The sequence below is a fragment of the Streptomyces olivaceus genome (assembly GCF_000721235.1).
GTDB lineage: Bacteria > Actinomycetota > Actinomycetes > Streptomycetales > Streptomycetaceae > Streptomyces > Streptomyces olivaceus.
In genome coordinates this window covers 67,983-86,738 of the sequence record NZ_JOFH01000024.1, presented here as the reverse complement: position 1 = coordinate 86,738, position 18,756 = coordinate 67,983, and the positions used below count along the sequence as shown (strand labels likewise).

Here is an 18,756-nt window from a genome sequence, read left to right as displayed (position 1 = left end):
CGCCATGCGCAACAGAATCCGGGCGGGCGCCCGTGGCGTCAAGGGCTTCCCGCAGACGCGGCCCGAACAAGGCCGCCAGGTGGTGAGAGTTGAGCCATGACCCGCACACAGAAGCAGCCCGACCATGGTGAGGACCGCGTGGAGAACAGGCAGGGCACCAGGGGGGCGGCGAGCGCCGTGCAGTCGGTGGACCGCGCCGTGAGCGTGCTGGAGATCCTCGCCCGGCACGGCGAGGCGGGGGTCACCGAGATCGCCGACGAACTGGAGGTGCACAAGTCCACCGCGTTCCGGCTGCTCGGGGTGCTGGAGAACCGCGGCCTGGTGGCCCAGGAGAAGGAGCGCGGCAAGTACTACCTGGGTGCCGGCGTACTGCGTCTCGCGGGGGCGGCGGCAGTGCGGCTGGACATCTCGCAGGAGGGCGTGCCGGTCTGCCGGGAACTCGCGGACGAGCTGGGCGAGACGGCGAACATCGCGGTCCTGGACGACGACGCCGCGGTCAACGTCATGCAGGCCCGGGGCACCGCCTCGGTGACGGCCCAGAACTGGCTCGGCCGGCGGACCCCGCTGCACGCCACCGCCAGCGGCAAGGTGCTGCTCGCCCATCTGCCGTCGACCCTGCGGGAGGGGTTGCTGGCCCGCCCGCTGCACCGGTTCACCGAGCACACCGTCACCGGCGCGGCGGTACTGCGGGGTGTGCTGGAGACCGTGGCCGGTCAGGGCTACGCGATCACCGAGGAGGAGCTGGAGATCGGGCTGGCGGCCGTGGCGGCGCCCGTGCGGTCCCACGACGGCAAGGTGATCGCGTCGATCAGCGTCTCCGGACCGGTGTACCGGCTGACGCCGGACCGGCTGCCCGACCTCGCCACGCGCACCCTGGCGGCGGGGGTCGAGCTGTCCCGCCGGATGGGCTACGGCGACTGATCCGGCGCCGCGGGACGGCGCGGGCGGACGGCGGCGCGGCGCGGGGGCGGCGGACTCGGGGAGGGCCCGCCGCCCCCGCGCCGCGCCGTGCGCCGGTCGCGGCCGTCGGCGGATTTCAGCCTTCGCGTTCCTTTCGCCGCGGGTTGACCCGTACCTCTTGACGGCCACTTGATGGCGTTCCCACTATGTTCCTCATCGCGCAACCCATCGTGCAATGCGCAACAGCAGAGGAGCTGGTCGTGCCACACGAGGTCCGTGCCGCAGTCGCTGTGAAGAGGGGCGCACCCGTCGAGGTGCAGACGATCGTCGTCCCGGACCCGGGGCCCGGCGAGGTGCTGGTCGCGGTGCAGGCCTGCGGGGTCTGCCACACGGACCTGCACTACCGGGAGGGCGCGATCAACGACGACTTCCCGTTCCTGCTGGGCCACGAGGCGGCGGGCACGATCGAGGCCGTCGGTGCGGGTGTCTCCGGTCTGGCCCCGGGCGACTACGTGGTGCTGGCCTGGCGGGCGCCCTGCGGGGGCTGCCGGTCCTGCCGGCGCGGCCGCCCCTGGTACTGCTTCGACTCCCGGAACGCCGCGCGGCCGATGACCCTGCTGGACGGCACCCCGCTGACCGGCGCCCTCGGCATCGGCGCCTTCGCCGAGAAGACGCTGGTCGCCGCGGGCCAGGCGGTGAAGGTCGACCCCGCCGCCCGGCCCGAGGCCGCCGGGCTCGTCGGCTGCGGGGTGATGGCCGGTTACGGTGCCGCCGCCAACACCGGTGCGGTGGGCCGGGGCGACTCGGTCGCCGTCGTCGGCTGCGGCGGCGTCGGCGCCGCGGCGATCGCGGGGGCGGCCCTGAACGGCGCCATGAAGATCATCGCCATCGACGTGGACGGCCGGAAACTGGACCGGGCGGAGCGGTTCGGCGCCACGCACACCGTCGACTCCCGGGGCACCGACCCCGTGGCGGCGGTCCGCGCCCTCACCGACGGCCACGGCGTGGACCTCGCGATCGACGCCGTGGGGCTCCCGGAGACGTTCCGTCAGGCGTTCTACATGCGCGACCACGCGGGCGTACTGGTCCAGGTCGGGGTGCCGACACCGGGCACCGCGATCGAACTCCCGCTCACCGACGTGTTCTCGCGCGGCGGCGCGATCAAGTCCTCCTGGTACGGCGACTGCCTGCCCAGCCGCGACTTCCCGTTCCTGATCGACCAGTACCTCTACGGACTGCTGGACCTCGGCGCCTTCGTCTCGGAGACGACGACGCTGGACCGGGTCGAGGAGGCCTTCGCCAAGATGCACCGCGGTGAAGTACTGCGCTCGGTGGTGGTCCTGTGAGCGACCGTGCCCCCGCCCGTCCGCCCCGTGTGGTCGTCATCGGCGCCGGCATCGTGGGCTGCTCGCTGGCCGACGAGCTGACCGCCCGCGGCTGGACCGACGTGACGGTCCTCGAACAGGGCCCGCTCCCCGCCCCCGGCGGCTCCAGCTCGCACGCGCCCGGCCTCGTCTTCCGGACCAGCCCGTCCCGTACCCTCACCGCCTTCGCCCGGTACACCGTCGAGAAGTTCGCCTCGCTCACCGCGGACGGCGTGCCGTGTTTCCAGCAGGTGGGCGGCCTGGAGCTGGCGACCACCCCGGAACGCCTCGCCGACCTCCACCGCAGGGCCGGGTACGCAGCCTCCTGGGGCGTGCGCGGGGAGATCGTCGGCGCGGCCCGCTGCAGGGAACTGTGGCCGCTCCTCGACGAGTCGGTGGTCCTCGGCGGCTTCCACACCCCCGAGGACGGCCTGGCCCGCGCCCTGCACGCCTCCCGTGCCCAGCTGGACCGCGCCACCGCGCGCGGCGCCCGCGCCCTGGACCGGCACACGGTCACCGGCATCGAGCGGGAGGACGGCAGGGTCACGGCGGTCGTCACCGACCGGGGCGCCTTCCCCGCCGACCACGTCGTCTGCGCCGCCGGCTTCTGGGGGCCGGTCGTCGGGCGGATGGCCGGTGTGGACGTCCCCCTGCAACCGCTGGCCCACCAGTACGCGCGGACCGGCCCGCTGCCCGGCCTGCGCGGCGCCACCGCCGAGGCCACGAAACCGATCCTCCGCTTCCAGGACCGCGACCTGTACTTCCGTGAGCACGGCGACCGCCTGGGCATCGGCTCCTACGCCCACCGTCCGCTGCCCGTGGACCCGTTCGCCGTGCCCGGCTACGACGAGTCCCGCGCCCGGGACATGGACATGCCGTCCTCGTACCCCTTCACCCCCGAGGACTGGGCGCCGAGCTGGGAGGAGTGCCGGCGGCTGATGCCCGCCCTGCGCGAGGCCGAGATCGACTCGGGGTTCAACGGCGTCTTCTCATTCACCCCGGACGGCATGCCGGTCATCGGCGAGTCCCGCACGCTGCGGGGCTTCTGGCTGGCCGAGGCGGTGTGGGTGACCCACTCGGCCGGGGTGGCCAGGGCCGTCGCCGAGTGGATGGTGGACGGGCGGCCGTCGCTCGACGTGCACGAGTGCGACCTCACGCGGTTCGAGGAGGCGCAGCGCTCACCGGCGTACCTCCGCGAGCGCGGTGCGCAGCAGTTCGCCGAGGTGTACGACGTCATCCACCCCCTCCAGCCGATGGAACGGCCGCGTCCGCTCAGGGTCAGCCCCTTCCACGCGCGTCAGCAGCAGCTCGGCGCGTACTTCCTGGAGGGCGGCGGCTGGGAGCGCCCGCACTGGTACGGGGCGAACGCCGCCCTCGCCGCGGCGGAGGAGGCGCGGCTCCCCGCCCGCGACGCCTGGTCGGCCCGGCACTGGTCCCCGATCGCGGCGGCCGAGGCACGCGCCACCCGGGAGCGGGTCGCCCTGTACGACATGACCCCGCTGCGCCGCCTGGAGGTCACCGGCCCCGGCGCCCTCGACTTCCTCGACCGTATGACCAGCAACAACCTCCGCAAGAAGCCCGGCGCCGTCACCTACACGCTCCTGCTCGACGAGCGGGGCGGCATCCGCTCCGACCTCACCGTCGCCCGTCTCGCGCCCGAGCGCTTCCAGGTCGGCGCCAACTCCCCCGCCGACCTCGACCACCTGCTGCGCCACGCGTCGGACGGCGTGCACGTCAGGGACATCACCTCGGGCACCTGCTGCGTCGGAGTATGGGGGCCGCTCGCGCGCGACCTCGTGCAGCCGCTGACGCCGGACGACTTCTCGCACGAGGCGTTCGGCTACTTCCGCGCCAGGGAGACGTACGTCGGCCATGTCCCGGTCACCGCGCTGCGCCTGAGCTACGTCGGCGAGCTGGGCTGGGAGCTGTACACCACCGCCGACCTGGGCCTCAGGCTCTGGGACACGCTGTGGGAGGCCGGGCGCGGACTCGGCGTGGTCGCGGCCGGGCGGTCCGCCTTCAACTCGCTGCGGCTGGAGAAGGGGTACCGGGCCTGGGGCACGGACATGACCGACGAGGACAACCCCTACGAGGCGGGCGTCGGCTTCGCGGTCCGTATGGCCAAGGCGGACTTCGTCGGCAGGGCCGCCCTGGAGCGCGCGGGCGGGCCCGGCCGGCGGCTGACGCCCCTCCTGCTCGACGACCCGGCGGCCGTGGTCCTCGGCAGGGAACCGGTGTACGTGGACGGGTCGCCCGCCGGGTATGTGACCAGCGCGTCGTACGGCTACACGCTCGGCCGCTGCGTGGCGTACGCCTGGCTCCCGGCCTCCGTGTCCACCGGCAGCGGTGTGCACGTGGAGTACTTCGGCGAGAAGGTGCCCGCCACGGTCACCGAAGAGCCGCTGTTCGACCCCGAGATGACCCGCATCCGCCGTTGACCGCCCCAGGAGGCTCCGAGTTGTCCCCCACCTACGACGTGATCGTCATCGGTCTCGGCGGCATGGGCAGCGCCGCCGCCCATCACCTCTCCGCGCGCGGCGTCCGCGTGCTGGGCCTGGAGAAGTTCGGCCCGGTGCACAACCGGGGCTCCAGCCACGGCGGTTCGCGGATCACCCGGCAGTCGTACTTCGAGGACCCGGCGTACGTGCCCCTGCTGCTGCGCTCCTACGAGCTGTACGAGGACCTGGAGCGGGCCACCGGCCGCGAGATCGCCCTGCTCTGCGGCGGGGTGATGGTCGGACGCCCGGACTCCTGGACCGTCTCCGGGTCACTGCGCTCGGCGCGTGAGTGGGACCTGCCGCACGAGATGCTGGACGCCCGGGAGATCCGCCGCCGCTTCCCGACGCTCGCCCCGGCGGACGACGAGGTCGCCCTGTACGAGGCCGGGGCCGGTCTTCTGCGCCCCGAGAACACCGTCGCCGCCCACCTCCAGCTCGCCACCCGCCAGGGCGCCGACCTGCACTTCGACGAACCGATGACCCGCTGGGAGCCGTACCGGGACGGCGTGCGGGTGCACACCGCGGAGAACACCTACACGGCGTCCCATCTGGTGGTCTGCCCCGGGGCGTGGGCGCCGCGGCTGCTCGCCGACCTCGGTGTGCCGTTCACGGTGGAGCGGCAGGTCATGTACTGGTTCCAGCCGCGCGGCGGCATCGACGCCTTCCGTCCCGCGAACCAGCCGATCTACGTGTGGGAGGACCCGGCCGGCGTCCAAGTCTACGGCTTCCCCGCCATCGACGGTCCCGACGACGGCGCCAAGGTCGCCTTCTTCCGCAAGGGGAGCGACACGACGCCCGAGACCATCGACCGCACCGTGCACACGCACGAGGTCCAGGACATGGCGGATCACATGTCCGGCCGCATCCCGGACCTGCCCGGCGCCTTCCGCAAGGCCGCGACCTGCATGTACACCACCACGCCCGATGAGCACTTCGTCATCGCCCGGCACCCGGCGCACCCCGGCTCGGTGACCGTGGCGTGCGGCTTCTCCGGCCACGGGTTCAAGTTCGTGCCCGTCGTCGGAGAGATCCTCGCCGACCTGGCCCTGACCGGCACCACCGCGCACCCCATCGGCCTCTTCGATCCCGCCCGAGGAGTACGCACATGACGACGACGCCCGTGCCCCCGAGCCTCATCGCGACGCTTCCGGGCCGCTACTACACCGATCCGGAGGTCTTCCGCCAGGAACAGCGGCACGTCTTCGAGGCGATGTGGTTCTGCGCCGTACGCGCCGCGGACCTCGAACGGCCCGGCGCCTTCCGCACCGTGCAGGTCGGCCGCGAGAACGTGCTCGTCACCCGGACCCGCACCGGTGGGCTGCGCGCGTTCCTCAACATCTGCCGGCACCGCGGCGCCCGGCTCTGCCTGGAGGAGTCCGGCGAGGTGCGCCGCACCCTCCAGTGCCCGTACCACGCGTGGACGTACGACCTCGACGGCAGGCTGGTCGCCGCGCCGAACCTGACGAAGATGCCGGACGTCGACCGGTCCGAGTACGGCCTGGTCGAGGTCGCGTTGCGCGAGTGGCTCGGCTACGCCTGGGTGTGCCTGGCCGAGGAGCCGCCCTCCTTCGAGGAGACGGTGCGCGGCGCGGTCGTCGAACGGCTCGGCGACCCGGCCGCCGTCGAGGCGTACGGCACCGAGGGCCTCGCGCTCGGCCGGCGCGTCCGGTACGAGGTGCGGGCCAACTGGAAGCTGATCGTCGAGAACTTCATGGAGTGCTACCACTGCGCGACCATCCACCCCGAACTCACGGACGTCCTGCCGGAGTTCGCCGACGGCTACGCGGCGCAGTACTACGTGGGCCACGGCGCCGAGTTCGGCGAGGAGGTGCGGGGTTTCACGGTGGACGGCAGCGAGGGCTTCGGCCGGCTGCCCGAGGTGCCGGACGGCCGGGACCGCCGCTACTACGCCGTCACCGTGCGGCCGACGGTCTTCGTGAACCTCGTGCCGGACCACGTGATCCTGCACCGGATGTTCCCGCTGGCCGAGGACCGCACGGTCGTCGAGTGCGACTGGCTGTACGCGCCCGAGGTGGTGGCCTCCGGGGCCGACCTGTCGAAGTCGGTCGAGCTGTTCCACCGCGTCAACACCCAGGACTTCGCGGCCTGCGAGCGGACCCAGCCGGCCATGGCGTCCCGCGCCTACCGGGCGGGCGGGGTGCTGGTGCCGACCGAGCACCACATCGGCATGTTCCACCAGTGGCTGCTCGACCGGCTCGGCGCGGGTCCGGCCGGCGGCGGTACCGTCTAGGGGGTGTCGTTTGGATCTGGTCGGTTCCAGGCAACGGTGCCTTGGCAAGATCCAAACGACGCCCCCTAGGCCGGCGGCTGGGTGGGGCGTTTGAACATGCGGGTCGCCGTGATCTCGCTGTGCACCGCCTCGCCCTCCCCGTCGACGGCCGGGGCGGGCTGGGGCAGGCCGGGCCGCAGGTGCTCCTCCACGCTGATGTACTTCAGTCCCGCCCTCAGGTCGGCGTCGTTGCGCAAGCGGATGACCAGCGGGAACTCCGCCAGTGCGGTCGTGTCGAACAGGCCGGTGGTGTACAGGAGCTGGACGCCGAGCGCGTCGGACACGGCGCGCTGCAACTCCAGCAGGTAGGTGGCGTTGGCGCGGCCGATGGGGTTGTCGAGGAACAGAGTGCCGGCGTGGCGGTGCCGGTCGCGGCCCCGGTCGTTGCTGCGCAGGGCGGCCATCGTGCAGTACAGGGCGATGGCGGCGGTGAGCAGCTGGCCGCCGGAGAAGACGTCGCCCATCTGGCCGACGGGGACGCGTTCGGCGCGCAGTACGGCGTCGGGCTTGAGGATCTCGACGGCGACGCCCTTGGGCTGCAGGGCGGCGGCGACGCCCCGCAGCAGCAGGGACATCCCGTCGCGGCGCAGGTCGGAGTTCTTCTTCACGGCGGCGCGGGTGGCGCCGTCGACGACCTCGCCGAGGCGCTCGGTGAGGGTGGCCTGGTCGGGTTCCTCGAAGCGGATGCGCAGGAACTCCTGCCCGGACCACTCGCCGAGCCCTTCCGGCAGCCGGGAGAGCCGCTGGGCGGAGCGGAGGGTGGCGAGCGCCGACTCGACCAGGCCGCGCAGCCGGTCCACGATCGAGTCGCGGTTGCGTTCCAGCTGCGCCAGCTCGTCGGTGAGGACGCGGAGGCGGGGCGCGAAGGCGTCCGCCCACTTGGCGGCGTGCTCGGGCAGCGTGGCGGCGGGCAGTTCGCGGATCTGCTGGCGGGCTGGGGTGCGGACCTGCTCGTAGCGGGTGGAGTTGGCGTGCCGGACCAGGACGTCGCCGGCCTCGCGGACGGCTGCCTCGGCGGCGGAGAGGTCGGCGGCGCAGCCGCGCAGCGAACGGCGTGCCTCGGCGGCCGAGTGGCGGGCCTCCTCCGGACCGGCCGGGTAGGGCTCGGGTTCCTCCTGCTCTTCCTCGGGGCCGTGTTCGCGCAGCATGTCGCGGAGCATGGCGGCGGTCTCGTCGAAGCCGCCGGCGGCGTCCTCGGCGGCGCGGTGGGCGTCGAGCAGTTCGGCGTGCGCCTCGCGGGCCTGGGCGAGCGCCTCGGTGCGGGCGGCGAGTTCGGCGGTCGCGGTGCGCAGCAGGGTCTGGGCGTGTTCGGCGTCGCGCGGGAGGAGTTCCTCGGGGAGGCCGGTGTGGGCATCGCCGTCCTCAGGGGCGTGCCGCTCGGCCTCGCCGCGCAGCCGCCCGAGCTGTTCGCTCGCGCTGGACATGCGGGTCTCCAGGAGCTGTACCAGTTCCTCGGCACGGGCGGCGGCGGCCTGCCGGGAGGGCCCGTCGGAGCCGTCGGGCGACTCCAGGAGCTGCCCGGCGCGGGTGCGGACCTTGTTGCTGAGCCGGTCCAGCTCCGCGCGCGCGGCGCTCTCGTCGCTCTCCGCGCGGGCCTGCTCGGCGCGCAGGTCGGCGCCGACGCCGACCTTCTCGTACACCTGGGAGGCGGCACGGTGGGCCTCGCGGAGGTCGGGCAGGGACGCCTTCGCCTTCGGTGCCCCGTGACCGCCCCCGGACGTCTCGTCCGGTACGTCGTCGGGGGCGCCGGCGATCTCGGAGCGCTCGGCACGCAGCGCGCGGGCGGTGCGGCGGGCGTCGTCGGCGGCGCGCTGGGCGGCACGGCGGTCCTCGTCGGCGGCACGGGCCCGGTCGAGGCAGGCCTGGGCGCGGGCCTCGGCCTCGGCACCCTCGTCGGCGAGTTCGCGGACCCTGACCTGCCAGCCGGCCCGTTCACGCAGCCGGAAGGCGAGCCCGGCGAGGGCGTCGGCGGCGCGCCGGGCCTTCTGCGCGGCCTCCTGCCGCTCGTCCCGCAGGTGCACGGCCTCGGCGGCGTCCTCGTCGGCCTCCGCCCGCGCGGTGCGCGCCTCGGTCAGCTCGGCCTCGGCCTCCTCGGCGAAGGCGCTCGCCTCCTCGGCGCTCCGGGCCAGTTCCGCGAGGCGTCCGGCGGGGCAGCCGGTGCGCCAGGACGCGAGCCTCGCCGCCAGCTCCCGGTCCTTGCCGAGCCGGGCGGCGAGGGTGCGGATCTCCTCGTCCCGCGAGGTCGCCCGCGCGCGCAGCGCGTGCCGCTCCTCGTCGGCGGCGTGCTCGTCGTGCATCGCGGGGTTCGGCGGTACGAGGAAGACGTCGCCGGTGTCCGCCCCGGGAGACGGAGTGGGGGCGAGGAGAGCGGCGGCGGTGCCGACGGCGACGGCGGAGCGCGGCAGCAGGGCGGCGTCGCCGAGGGCCTCGCGGGCGCGGGTGTGGGAGTCGGGGTCGGTGATGATCACGCCGTCGACCAGCTCGGGGCGGGCCGCCAGCACGCGCGCGTGGTCGGCGGGGTCGACGGCCTGCGCGAGGTAGCGCCAGCCGGGCAGGGCGGGGATGCCGTGCTCGCCGAGGAACTCCACGGTGGCCAGCACGTCGGGGCCGGGCGGCAGGAGTCCGCCGTCGCCGAGCGCGCCGAGGATGCGGGAGTCGTCGGCGGCGGCGGTGCGCAGATCGAACAGCTGGCGCTCGGCGGAGGAGACGGTGTCGTCGAGCAGTTCGCGCAGTTCGTCGGCGAAGCGGTCGAGTTCCTCGGGGGTGAGGGCGCCGTCGGCGGTCCTGGGCGCGGCGCTCAGGTCGCGGTCGGCGTCCCGGCGGGGCTGCGGGATGCCGGGGCGGCTTTCGGCGGCCAGGCCGAGCAGTTCCGCGAGGCGGTCCTCGGCGGCCAGGGCCTCGGCCGTACGGCGTTCGGCCTCGTGTGCGTGTCCGGCCGCGGTGGCGGCGTCGGCGGCGCGGGCCGCGGTCAGTTCGGCACGGCTCTCGGCGCCGGCCGCCTCGCGCGCGTGCTCGGTGGCCCGGCGGGCGGCCTCGCGGGCGGTGTCCCAGGCCGCGACGGTCGTCTTCTCGGCGTCGCTGGCGGCGAGCGCGGCCCGCGCAGGATCGGCGTCGGGCGCGCTGTCGTCGAGCCAGCCGGCACGGACGGCCTCGGCGGTCTCCTGCTCGACCTCGGTGAGGCGCTGGCGCAGGTGTCCGGCCTCGCTGCGGGCGCGCTGGGCCTCGGTGGCGGCGGCCGTGGAGTCGCGGTGGGCGGCGTCGCTGACCTCCTGGAGCCCGGCGGAGCGCTCCTCCTCCTCGTTGGCGTGCTGCTCGGACCGGCCGGCCGCCGCGTGCAGGGCACGCACGAGTGCGACGGCCGCCTCGGTGCGGGCGGCGAGCGCGGGTGCCGCGTCCCGCTCGGCCTCCCGGATGGCGGCGGACACGCGGGCGACGCGGTCGGCGGCGGCGCGGTGGCGCAGGACGGTCTCGGCGGCCTGCCAGGCGGCGTGCAGGGTGCGGGCCTCGGCGAGTTCGCGCTTCTGGGCGGCGGCGGACTTCTCGGCGCCGGTCAGGGCCAGCGAGGCGTGCCGGTAGGCGAGTTCGGCGGCGACGAGGGCGCTGCGGTCCCGGGCCGACTCGGCGTGTGTGACGGCGTACGCGGCGGCGGTGACCCGCTGGGCGAGGTCGCCGGCCCGCAGTCGCTCCTGGGCGCCGCGCGCGGACAGCCGGCGGGCGAGGCTCCTGGTGCGGCGTTCGGCGGCGGTGTGGATGTCCCGCGCGCGGGCGCGGGCGTCGGCGGCCTCGACGATACGGCCGAGGAGGTCGACGGAGCCGGCGGTGAAGTCGCGTTCGGCGATGAGCTCGGCGCGGCGGCCGAGTTTGTTGCCGAAGCCGCTGACGAGGTCGGCGAGCCCGTCGGTGTCCCGGGTGTCGGTGACGGCACGCAGCAGCAGGTCGGTGAAGTCCGAGTCCTTCTTGACCGCGAAGAGGCCGGCGGCCTCGCCCTCGTCGGCATTCATCTCGCGCTGGTAGCGGAAGAGTTCCGGGTCGAGGCGGAGGTCGCCGAGGTGCTCGATCCAGCGGTCGTGGATCTCCTCCCAGTGCACCTCCAGGTGCGGGTAGGCCTTGCCGGCCTCGGTGAGGGCGTCCCGGAAGCCCTTCATGGTGCGCCGCCTGCCCTGCGCGCCGGAGACGCCTTCGACGGGCGGGCGTACGGCGGTGCCCTCGGCGACGGGCAGGTTGTCCAGGGTCAGTCCGGGGCCCGGCCGGAAGGAGTACCAGGCCTCGGCGAACTTGCGGGGGTCGCCCGAGACCTGCCGGCCGCGCCACTCGCTGACCTTGCCGACGACGACGCACTCGCCGGTCTGCACGTGCTGCCACTCCAGGGCCACGTGTCCGCAGTCGTCGGCGAGCAGGAACTTGCGCAGGACGCCGGAGCTGGCGCCGCCCAGGGTGTTGCGGTGGCCCGGCAGCATCACCGAGAAGATCAGCTTGAGCAGGACGGACTTGCCGCCGCCGTTCTCCAGGAACAGCACGCCCGCGGGGGCCGGCCGGCGCGGCGGGCCGACCGGCTCCTCCTCGAAGAACTCCGCCTGCGTGGGCGCGGGGTCGGGCACGGCCTCGCCCACGCCGCGCAGGTCAAGCACGGTGTCGGCGTAGCGCGCACCGGCGGGTCCGATGGAGTAGAGGCGGACCCGGGACAGCTCGTACATGGCGGACTCTCGTAAGTCTTCGGGAAGTCGGAGGAGGGCGGGAGGTGGGGGCGGGGAGATGGAGGGCGCGTGCGGGGCGCGGGGTCGGGCGGGGTCAGGAGGAGGAGGAGGAGTGGAACGGCAGTCCGGCGTCGGCCACCAGCTCCATGTCGTCGGTGTCCTCGGCGGGCAGCAGTGTCGCGGTGCCGTCGGTGACCGGGACGACGCCCAGGTCCAGCAACTCGGCCAGGGCGGCGCTGCCCGCCATGTCGCGCACCTGGAGCTGGTAGCGGGCGGTGGTGCGGTAGGTGCCGCCGTGGTCGTCGCCGGTGCGCTGGAGGAAGCCGGACTCGGTGAGGAAGGCGGCGGCCTTGCCGACGATGCCGGTGGTGGAGCCGGGGAGTCTGCGGGCGTCCTTGGTGGCACCGGTCGCGCTGCGGCGGGCCCAGATCCGCCAGGCGGTCTCCAGCCCCGGGGCGTCGGTGGCCGGGTCGGTGTTCTCGCCCTGCTCGTCGGCCCGTTCTTCCAGCCGTCGGCAGGCCTGGCGGACGAAGGCGTCCACACCGTTGACCGTGACGCGGCCGATGTAGCCGTCGTCGGCGAGGTCCTCGGGGCGCGGGTAGGCCATGGCGGCGACGGCGAGGTGGGCGAGGCCGTGCAGGAAGCGGTCGCCGGAATCGGTGGCGGCGCGACGGGCGTAGTCGCCCATGCGGACGGCGAACACGGAGTCCTCGGCGGCGGTGACGGCCATCCCCGCGCGCGGGGACACCTCCAGGACGACCAGGCCGAGGCCGGCGGCCACGGCGTCGGCGAGGCGGGCGAAGGGCGGGTCCTCGCGGTACCTGCGCAGCAGGTCGGCGTACTCCTGGTCGCGGGCGGGCAGCAGTTTGGGCTGGAGGCCGAAGGCGACGAGCCGCGCGGCGTCGGCGGCGTCGGCGGGCGTGACGGCCGCGGTGGACGGCGCGGCACCCGCCTCCGGTTCGCTCCGGTCGACGTGCTCGGTCACGGTCGGTACTCCTCGCTGTGCTGGTGCTGGTGTGGGGGTTGGTGCCGGGTGCTCGGGCCGGTGCCGTGCGGTCGCCGGTCCCCGGCCCGGTGCCGGTCCCGGTGGTCGCGGGCCCGGGTGCGGTGGTGCGGGCCCGTCATGCCGCCTCCGTCCGGTCGGCGGCCATGCCCGCCGCGTCCAGGAGCGCCGTGCCGACGACGAGGTCGGCGCCGCCGAACTCGGGGTCGTCCAGCTCGATGCCGTCGTCCACGGCGAAGAGCAGCTTCGGCTCGCCCTGGCGGTAGGCCGTGCCCACGGGCGGGCTGGCCGCGTGGACGGCCAGCAGCGCCACGAGGTACGGCAGGTCGGGGTCCTGGGCGCGGGCGTCGGCCAGCAGTCCGGACAGGCGGCGCGGGGCGTCGTGCGGCAGGTCGAGCAGCTCCATGGCGGCGGCCAGCTGCTCCTCGCTGAAGCGGCTGTCGTCCGGGGTGGCGATCAGGTCGGGTTCCGGCATTTCGGCGCCCAGGTGCTCGCGCTCCGCGGGCGGCGTCAGGAGCAGGTCGACGAGGTCGCCGACGCGGACGGAGACGGGCGTGCGCAGGCCGGTGCCGCGGGCGAAGAAGGCGTCCGTGACGCGGAGCGCGCGTTCCAGGGGCAACGGCAGGACGGGCGCGACGAGATGGCCGTACAGGTCGAGGCCGGACGTGGTCAGGGGGGTGGCGAAGGCCTGCCGGTCCTGTTCGGCACGGAAGAGCGGGCCGGCCTCCAGGAGACGGGACTGGAGCTGAGTGTGGCGTCGGATGCAGTCCTTGACAATGTCGACCAGCTCGGCGGCGCGGCGCTTGTGCTCCGGGTCCTCGGTCTCGTCCCGGGCCTTGCGGATGTTGGTGAGGATCGCGTTCTCGTGCCGGTACCGGTCGGCTACGTGGTCGAGGGCCTCGGCGATCATGTCGGGGACGGCGCTGAGCCAGTCCACCGCGCGGACGTTGCGCCGGGTGGCGTCCAGGGCGCGGCGCAGGGTCTCCGAGTACTGCACGGTCCGGTAGCGGGCCTGCTCGGCGGCGAGCTGGGCGTCGGCGAGGCGGCCCCGGCTGATCAGCACCTCCAGCTTCACCTCGGCGGCGATCTGGGCGCTGGTGACGTCGGTGTCCAGGGCTCCGACGAGGACGTTGACCGCCTCGTCGGTGGTGCGCAGGTAGACGGTGCCGCCGGGGCCGGGGACCTCTTCCAGGAGCTTGAAGTCGTAGTCGCGGCGGACGTAGGTGCCGTCCGGTCCGAAGGTGCCGTACACCGCGCGAAAGCCGCGGTCGACACTGCCGACGTTGATCAGGTTCTCCAGGACCCAGCGGGCCACCCGCTCGTGCTCGGCGGCGGGGCGGCGCGGGGCCTGGGCGGCGACGCGCGGGATCAGCCTGGCCACTATCTGGTCGTGATCGGCGCCCGTGTCGAAGTCCATGTTCAGCGTGACGAGATCGATGGCGGCGAGGGCGACCTCCGCCATGCCGTACACCGAGTACTCGCCCGCGAGGTTGGCCTTGCGGGCGTCGAGGTCGTGCAGCGGCGCCGTGCAGGCCAGCGCGCGCAGCCGGCGCGCCAGCCCCTCGTCGGCGGCCGGGCCCGGTGCGGGGCGCAGCCCCGCGCTGAGCTGGGGCGGAACGCGGTCCGTCGATGCAGGCGAAGTCACGGTGCACAGACTAGGTCCTCGGTCTGACATCGACCCAAACGACGCAGATGTGCCTCGGCCCCCGGAAGGCCCCGGTCCCTGGAAAAGGCCCCCTGAAGGCCCCGGTCCCCGGAAGAGGGAGGAGGGCGGCACGGCCTCCGTGGCCGCGGCTCGCGTCCCGGCGCCGCTACCCGTCGTCGCCGACCCGGCGCAGGTAGACCTCCACGACCCGCTTGAGCGAGTTGTCGAGGTAGACCGCGAGCATCAGTTCGGCCGCGTCGCGCTCGCCGTTCTGCAGCGTCTTCAGGAGCTCCGCGTTCCGTGCGATGTACGGCTCGTGCAGGCGCCGTGGGTCGTCCACGACGTGGAAGGCGAGGCGGAGTTCGGCGAAGACGCTGCGCATCAGCTCGTCGGTGCGTTCGCTGCCGGCGAGGGCCACCAGTTCGCGGTGGAAGTGGATGTTGGCCGTGCCCACGGCCTTCCAGTCCCCCTCGCGGGCCGAGCGACGCCCGTCCTCGACCGCTTCGGCGAGCCCGTCCAGGACGTACGGCGGCTCGCCGAGGCCGCGGACGACGGCGCACTCGACGAGGGAGCGGGTGCGGTAGATGTCCTCCACGTCCTCGACGGTCAGCACCCGGACGAAGACACCGCGGTTCAGTTCGTGCACGAGGAGGCGTTCGTGGGTGAGCAGCCGGAACGACTCGCGCAGGGTGTTGCGGGAGACGCCGAGCGCGCCGCCGATGCTGTCCTCCGACAGCCGGGTCCCGGGCGGGAAGTAGCCCTCGGCTATCCGGCTCCTGAGGATGTCCGAGACCCGCTCGGCGGTGCTGGTGCGCCCGAGGAGGGCCCGGTCGTCGGCCAGTCCCGTCAACTGCTCTGCCATGCCCGGAATCTAATCGCAGAAACCAGAACGAAACAACAAGGGTATTGAGGGATCGTTGATCGATCCGCACGGTGATCCGCAGGTCCCGCCGCCGCCGAAGACGTCCCGGCTGATCATGACGATCCTCGGCGGCGACGATGAGCGCCGCGCCGCCGGCCGGGGCGTGAGCCGACGCCTGGTGGCCGGCGACTCCGCCGCCTCCCCGTGGAAACACCTCCCCGTGGAAAGCTGCCCGCCCACCGGCCCCCGTCCCCGGCCCGCCCGTTGCGCAGTCGCGCGCCCGGCGTCCTCAGGCCGCCTCCTGCCGTTCCGTCGTCGTCAGTGCCGCGAGGGCGGTGGAGATCGCGGTGCTGGTGCGCAGGTCGAGCCGGGCGGTCGTCCCGCGCGCGCGGTGACGCAGTTCGTCGGCGGCCAGGGCGAGGAGCTGGGGCAGCAGGTCCGTGCAGCGCCGGGCGACCCAGCCGGTGCCCGAGGTGGCCAGCCACCACAGGCCGGCCGCCCGGCCGGGCGCGGGTGACGAGGCGTCGGGCGAGGGCGCGGGACCGGTGGCGGTGCCGTCCTCGGCGAGCAGTTCGTGGAAGCGCAGGGCCAGCCTGCGGTGGCCGCGCTCGCCGGGGTGCAGCCGGTCCGCGCTCCACAGGGCGCGGTCCGTGATCCAGTCGCCCTCGCACACGTGCAGGTGCACGGCCCCGTACCGGGCGGACAGGGCGTGGACCACGGCGTTGACCGCGCGCTGCCGCCGGGCCAGCGGCCGGGCGAGCGCGGCCGGCAGCCCCAGCATCGCCCCGGGGTCCGGCAGGCACGCCGTGAGCAGCAGGGCGCCCCGCCCGGCGCAGGCGGCGTACACCGTGTCGAGCCGCGTGGCGACGGCGCCGAGGTCGAAGGTGCGGCGCAGGGTGTCGTTGACGCCGACGACGACGGACACGAGGTCGGGCCGCAGCGCGAGGCAGGCGGGCAGCTGCCGCTCGGCGACGTCCCGGGTCTGCGCACCGCTGCGGGCGAGGTTGGTGAAATCGACGGGCTCCTCGGCGAGCCCGGCGGCGAGGAGCGCGGCCCAGCCGCGCCACCGGTCGCCCACCGGGTCGCCCACGCCCTCGGTCAGCGAGTCGCCGAGGGCGACGAAACGCAGGCGTCTCACGGGGCGGCCCCCGGCAGCAGCGCGGGACGGGTGGGCAGCGTCGCGTCGTGCGCGCCCAGGAAGGCCTCGACCGCCGCGTCCCAGCCGAAGCACTCGGCACGCGCGCGTGCCGCCCCGCGCCGGTCCGCCTCCCCGCGTGCGAGGACCAGCTCCACGGCGTCCGCGAACGCCTCGCCATGGTCGGCGGCGACGGCCCCGGCGGAGCCGATCACCTCGGACAGCGCCGACGACGCGCTGGCCACCACCGGCGTGCCGGACGCCATCGCCTCCAGCGCCGCGAGCCCGAAGGTCTCGGCCGGACCGGGCGCCAGGCACACGTCGGCACTGGCCTGGAGCACGCCGAGCGCTCCGGGGTCGGCGAGGTGCCCCAGGAAGGTCACCGGTAGTGCCCGCTCCCGCGCCCGCTGTTCGAGCCGCGGACGCAGCGGACCGTCCCCGGCCACCACCAGTGCCGCGCGCCCGCCGCGCCGTCGCAGCGCGTCGAGCGCGTCGAACGCCGTACCGGGCCGCTTCTCCACGGACAGCCTGGAGCACATCACCAGCAGGGTCTCGTCCGCGCGGGCGTACCGGGCGCGCAGCCGGGGGTCGTGCAGCGCCGGGTGCCGCCCGGCCAGGTCGACGCCCAGGGGCGCGCGTACGACGTTGCGCGCACCGATGCGGACGAACTCGCGCGCGGCGAACTCCGTGGTGCACACCACGCGCGCGTAGCTGTGTGCCGTACGGATGTTGAGGGCGTCGGCGGCGCGCCGGGCCGCGGGCTCGGGCAGGCCCCAGGTGCGCAGGACCCCGTCGGCGGTCTCGTGGGAGACCATCACTGCGGGGACCCTGGCCCGCCGGGCCCACCTGCCGGTCCAGCGCAGGGTCGTGCGGTCGGCCACCTCCAGGCGGTCGGGGGCCAGCTCCTCCAGCAGGGCGGCCACCTGCCGGCTGCCGGTCAGGAGGCGGTAGCCGCCGGTGCCGGGCAGCAGCGGCCCGGGGAGCGTGATCACCCTGCCCTGCTCGGTCTCCCGGTCGTCGGCGTGGGCGCCGGGGACGACGAGGACGGGGTCGTGTCCCGCCGCCCGGTATCCGCGGCCCAGCTCGCGCAGCGCGGTGCGCAGGCCCCCGGAGGCGGGAGCGACGAAGTTGGCGAGCCGGACGATGCGCAGCGCGTTCATGCCGCCAGCACCGCCTTCCGCGCGGCGAGCACGTCCGTGTAGTGACCGATCAGCCGGTCGCCGACGGCCGCCCAGGTGCGTTGCTCGACGGCGGCCCGGCCGGCCGCCCCGTACGCGGCGCGCAGGTCGGGATCCGCCGTCAGGGACCACACCGCGTCCCGTACCGCGTCCGCGTCGCGCGGCGGCACCAGCAGGCCGGTGCGTCCGTGGGCGACGAGGTCCAGCGGGCCGCCCGCGGCGGGCGCGACGACGGGCACGCCGCTGGCCATGGCCTCCTGCACCGTCTGGCAGAAGGTCTCGAAGGGGCCGGTGTGCGCGAAGACGTCCAGGGAGGCGAAGACCCGGGCGAGGTCGTCTCCGGTGCGGCGGCCGAGGAAGACCGCGCCCGGCAGCGCGGCCTCCAGTCCCGGCCGACTGGGTCCGTCCCCGACGACCACGACGCGCACGCCGTCCAGGGCGCAGGCGCCGGAGAGCAGTTCGACCTGCTTCTCGGGGGCGAGGCGGCCGACGTAGCCGACGATCAGCTCGCCGTTCGGCGCGAGTTCGCGGCGCAGCGCCTCGTCACGCCGGCCGGGCCGGAAACGGACGGTGTCCACTCCGCGGGGCCACAGCTCGACCCGGGGCACCCCGTGGGCCCGCAGGTCGCGCAGGGCGGCGCTGGAGGGGGCCAGGGTGAGTTCGGCGGCGGAGTGCACGGAGCGGATACGGCGCCAGGCGGCGGCCTCGCCGGCCCCCATGTACGTACGGGCGTATCCGGCGAGGTCGGTCTGGTAGACGGCCACGGCGGGAACGCCGAGCCGGGCGGCGGCGGCCATGCCCCGGACGCCGAGGACGAAGGGACTGGCCAGGTGGACGACGTCCGCGCGGTGCTCGGCGATGGCGGCGGCGACGCGCCGGCTGGGCAGGGCGACGCGGACCTGGGGGTAGCCGGGGAGCGGGAGGGAGGGGACCCGGACGACCGGGCACGGGGCGGACGCGTCCGCCGGGCCGCCGGCGGCGGTGGCCGGCGCGACGACAAGGCAGTCGTGGCCGCGGTCGGTGAGGTGCCGGGCGGTCTGGAGCGCGCAGTGGGCGACGCCGTTCACATCGGGGGGAAAGGACTCGGTCACGATGACGACACGCATACCGGTGTTGTCGCCGCACTGGACGTGCTCGCGTCAACGTCGATCTTTCCGGGCGGGGAACGGCCCATGAGCGTTGCACGG

At 74.8% G+C, this 18,756-nt stretch carries 12 protein-coding genes; 5 read left to right on the top strand and 7 right to left on the bottom strand.

The genetic code is table 11. The annotated features are described in order from the left end of the window. The first annotated feature begins 96 nt into the window (after positions 1-96). The 5 genes from IG94_RS0125725 to IG94_RS0125705 all read left to right on the top strand — a co-directional run bounded on the left by IG94_RS0125725 (position 97) and on the right by IG94_RS0125705 (position 7,013). Positions 97-921, top strand: coding sequence for an IclR family transcriptional regulator (locus IG94_RS0125725; protein ID WP_031041743.1), 825 nt, complete (start codon positions 97-99; stop codon positions 919-921). 239 nt (positions 922-1,160) lie between these two features. Further along, positions 1,161-2,246 (top strand): S-(hydroxymethyl)mycothiol dehydrogenase, encoded by a 1,086-nt coding sequence (locus IG94_RS0125720; protein ID WP_031041742.1) that lies wholly within the window; start codon positions 1,161-1,163, stop codon positions 2,244-2,246. After that, entirely contained in the window at positions 2,243-4,702 is a 2,460-nt protein-coding gene (locus IG94_RS0125715) for a GcvT family protein (protein ID WP_031041738.1), read from the top strand. The genes IG94_RS0125720 and IG94_RS0125715 overlap by 4 nt, the downstream gene beginning before the upstream one ends. Before the next feature lie 20 nt (positions 4,703-4,722). Continuing rightward, positions 4,723-5,871: an N-methyl-L-tryptophan oxidase gene (gene solA / locus IG94_RS0125710; RefSeq protein WP_031041733.1), complete on the top strand. Its 1,149-nt coding sequence runs from the start codon at positions 4,723-4,725 to the stop codon at positions 5,869-5,871. Further along, positions 5,868-7,013: an aromatic ring-hydroxylating oxygenase subunit alpha gene (locus tag IG94_RS0125705; protein ID WP_031041728.1), complete on the top strand. Its 1,146-nt coding sequence runs from the start codon at positions 5,868-5,870 to the stop codon at positions 7,011-7,013. The genes solA and IG94_RS0125705 overlap by 4 nt, the downstream gene beginning before the upstream one ends. A gap of 65 nt (positions 7,014-7,078) precedes the next feature. Here the strand turns inward: IG94_RS0125705 and IG94_RS0125700 are convergent, their stop codons facing one another. From IG94_RS0125700 to IG94_RS0125665, 7 genes are all read right to left on the bottom strand, one after another. Further along, entirely contained in the window at positions 7,079-11,746 is a 4,668-nt protein-coding gene (locus tag IG94_RS0125700) for a hypothetical protein (protein WP_031041725.1), read from the bottom strand. 94 nt (positions 11,747-11,840) lie between these two features. Further along, positions 11,841-12,731, bottom strand: coding sequence for a hypothetical protein (locus IG94_RS0125695; protein ID WP_031041720.1), 891 nt, complete (start codon positions 12,729-12,731; stop codon positions 11,841-11,843). Positions 12,732-12,867: 136 nt separating this feature from the next. Continuing rightward, on the bottom strand, positions 12,868-14,394 hold the full coding sequence (locus IG94_RS0125685; RefSeq protein ID WP_031041715.1) for a hypothetical protein: 1,527 nt from the start codon (positions 14,392-14,394) through the stop codon (positions 12,868-12,870). Positions 14,395-14,560: 166 nt separating this feature from the next. Further along, the gene (locus IG94_RS0125680; protein ID WP_031041712.1) at positions 14,561-15,256 is read right to left on the bottom strand and encodes a GntR family transcriptional regulator; all 696 of its coding nucleotides are present in this window, start codon (positions 15,254-15,256) and stop codon (positions 14,561-14,563) included. A gap of 289 nt (positions 15,257-15,545) precedes the next feature. Then, complete coding sequence (locus tag IG94_RS0125675; RefSeq protein ID WP_031041709.1) at positions 15,546-16,394, bottom strand: SGNH/GDSL hydrolase family protein; 849 nt, start codon at positions 16,392-16,394, stop codon at positions 15,546-15,548. After that, a complete protein-coding gene (locus tag IG94_RS0125670; RefSeq protein WP_031041706.1) occupies positions 16,391-17,551 on the bottom strand; it encodes a glycosyltransferase in 1,161 nt (386 codons plus the stop codon). Before IG94_RS0125670 ends, IG94_RS0125675 begins: the two co-directional genes overlap by 4 nt. After that, positions 17,548-18,675, bottom strand: a complete 1,128-nt coding sequence (locus tag IG94_RS0125665) for a glycosyltransferase family 4 protein (RefSeq protein WP_031041703.1) — start codon at positions 18,673-18,675, stop codon at positions 17,548-17,550. The genes IG94_RS0125670 and IG94_RS0125665 overlap by 4 nt, the downstream gene beginning before the upstream one ends. Between the last annotated feature and the right edge of the window lie 81 nt (positions 18,676-18,756).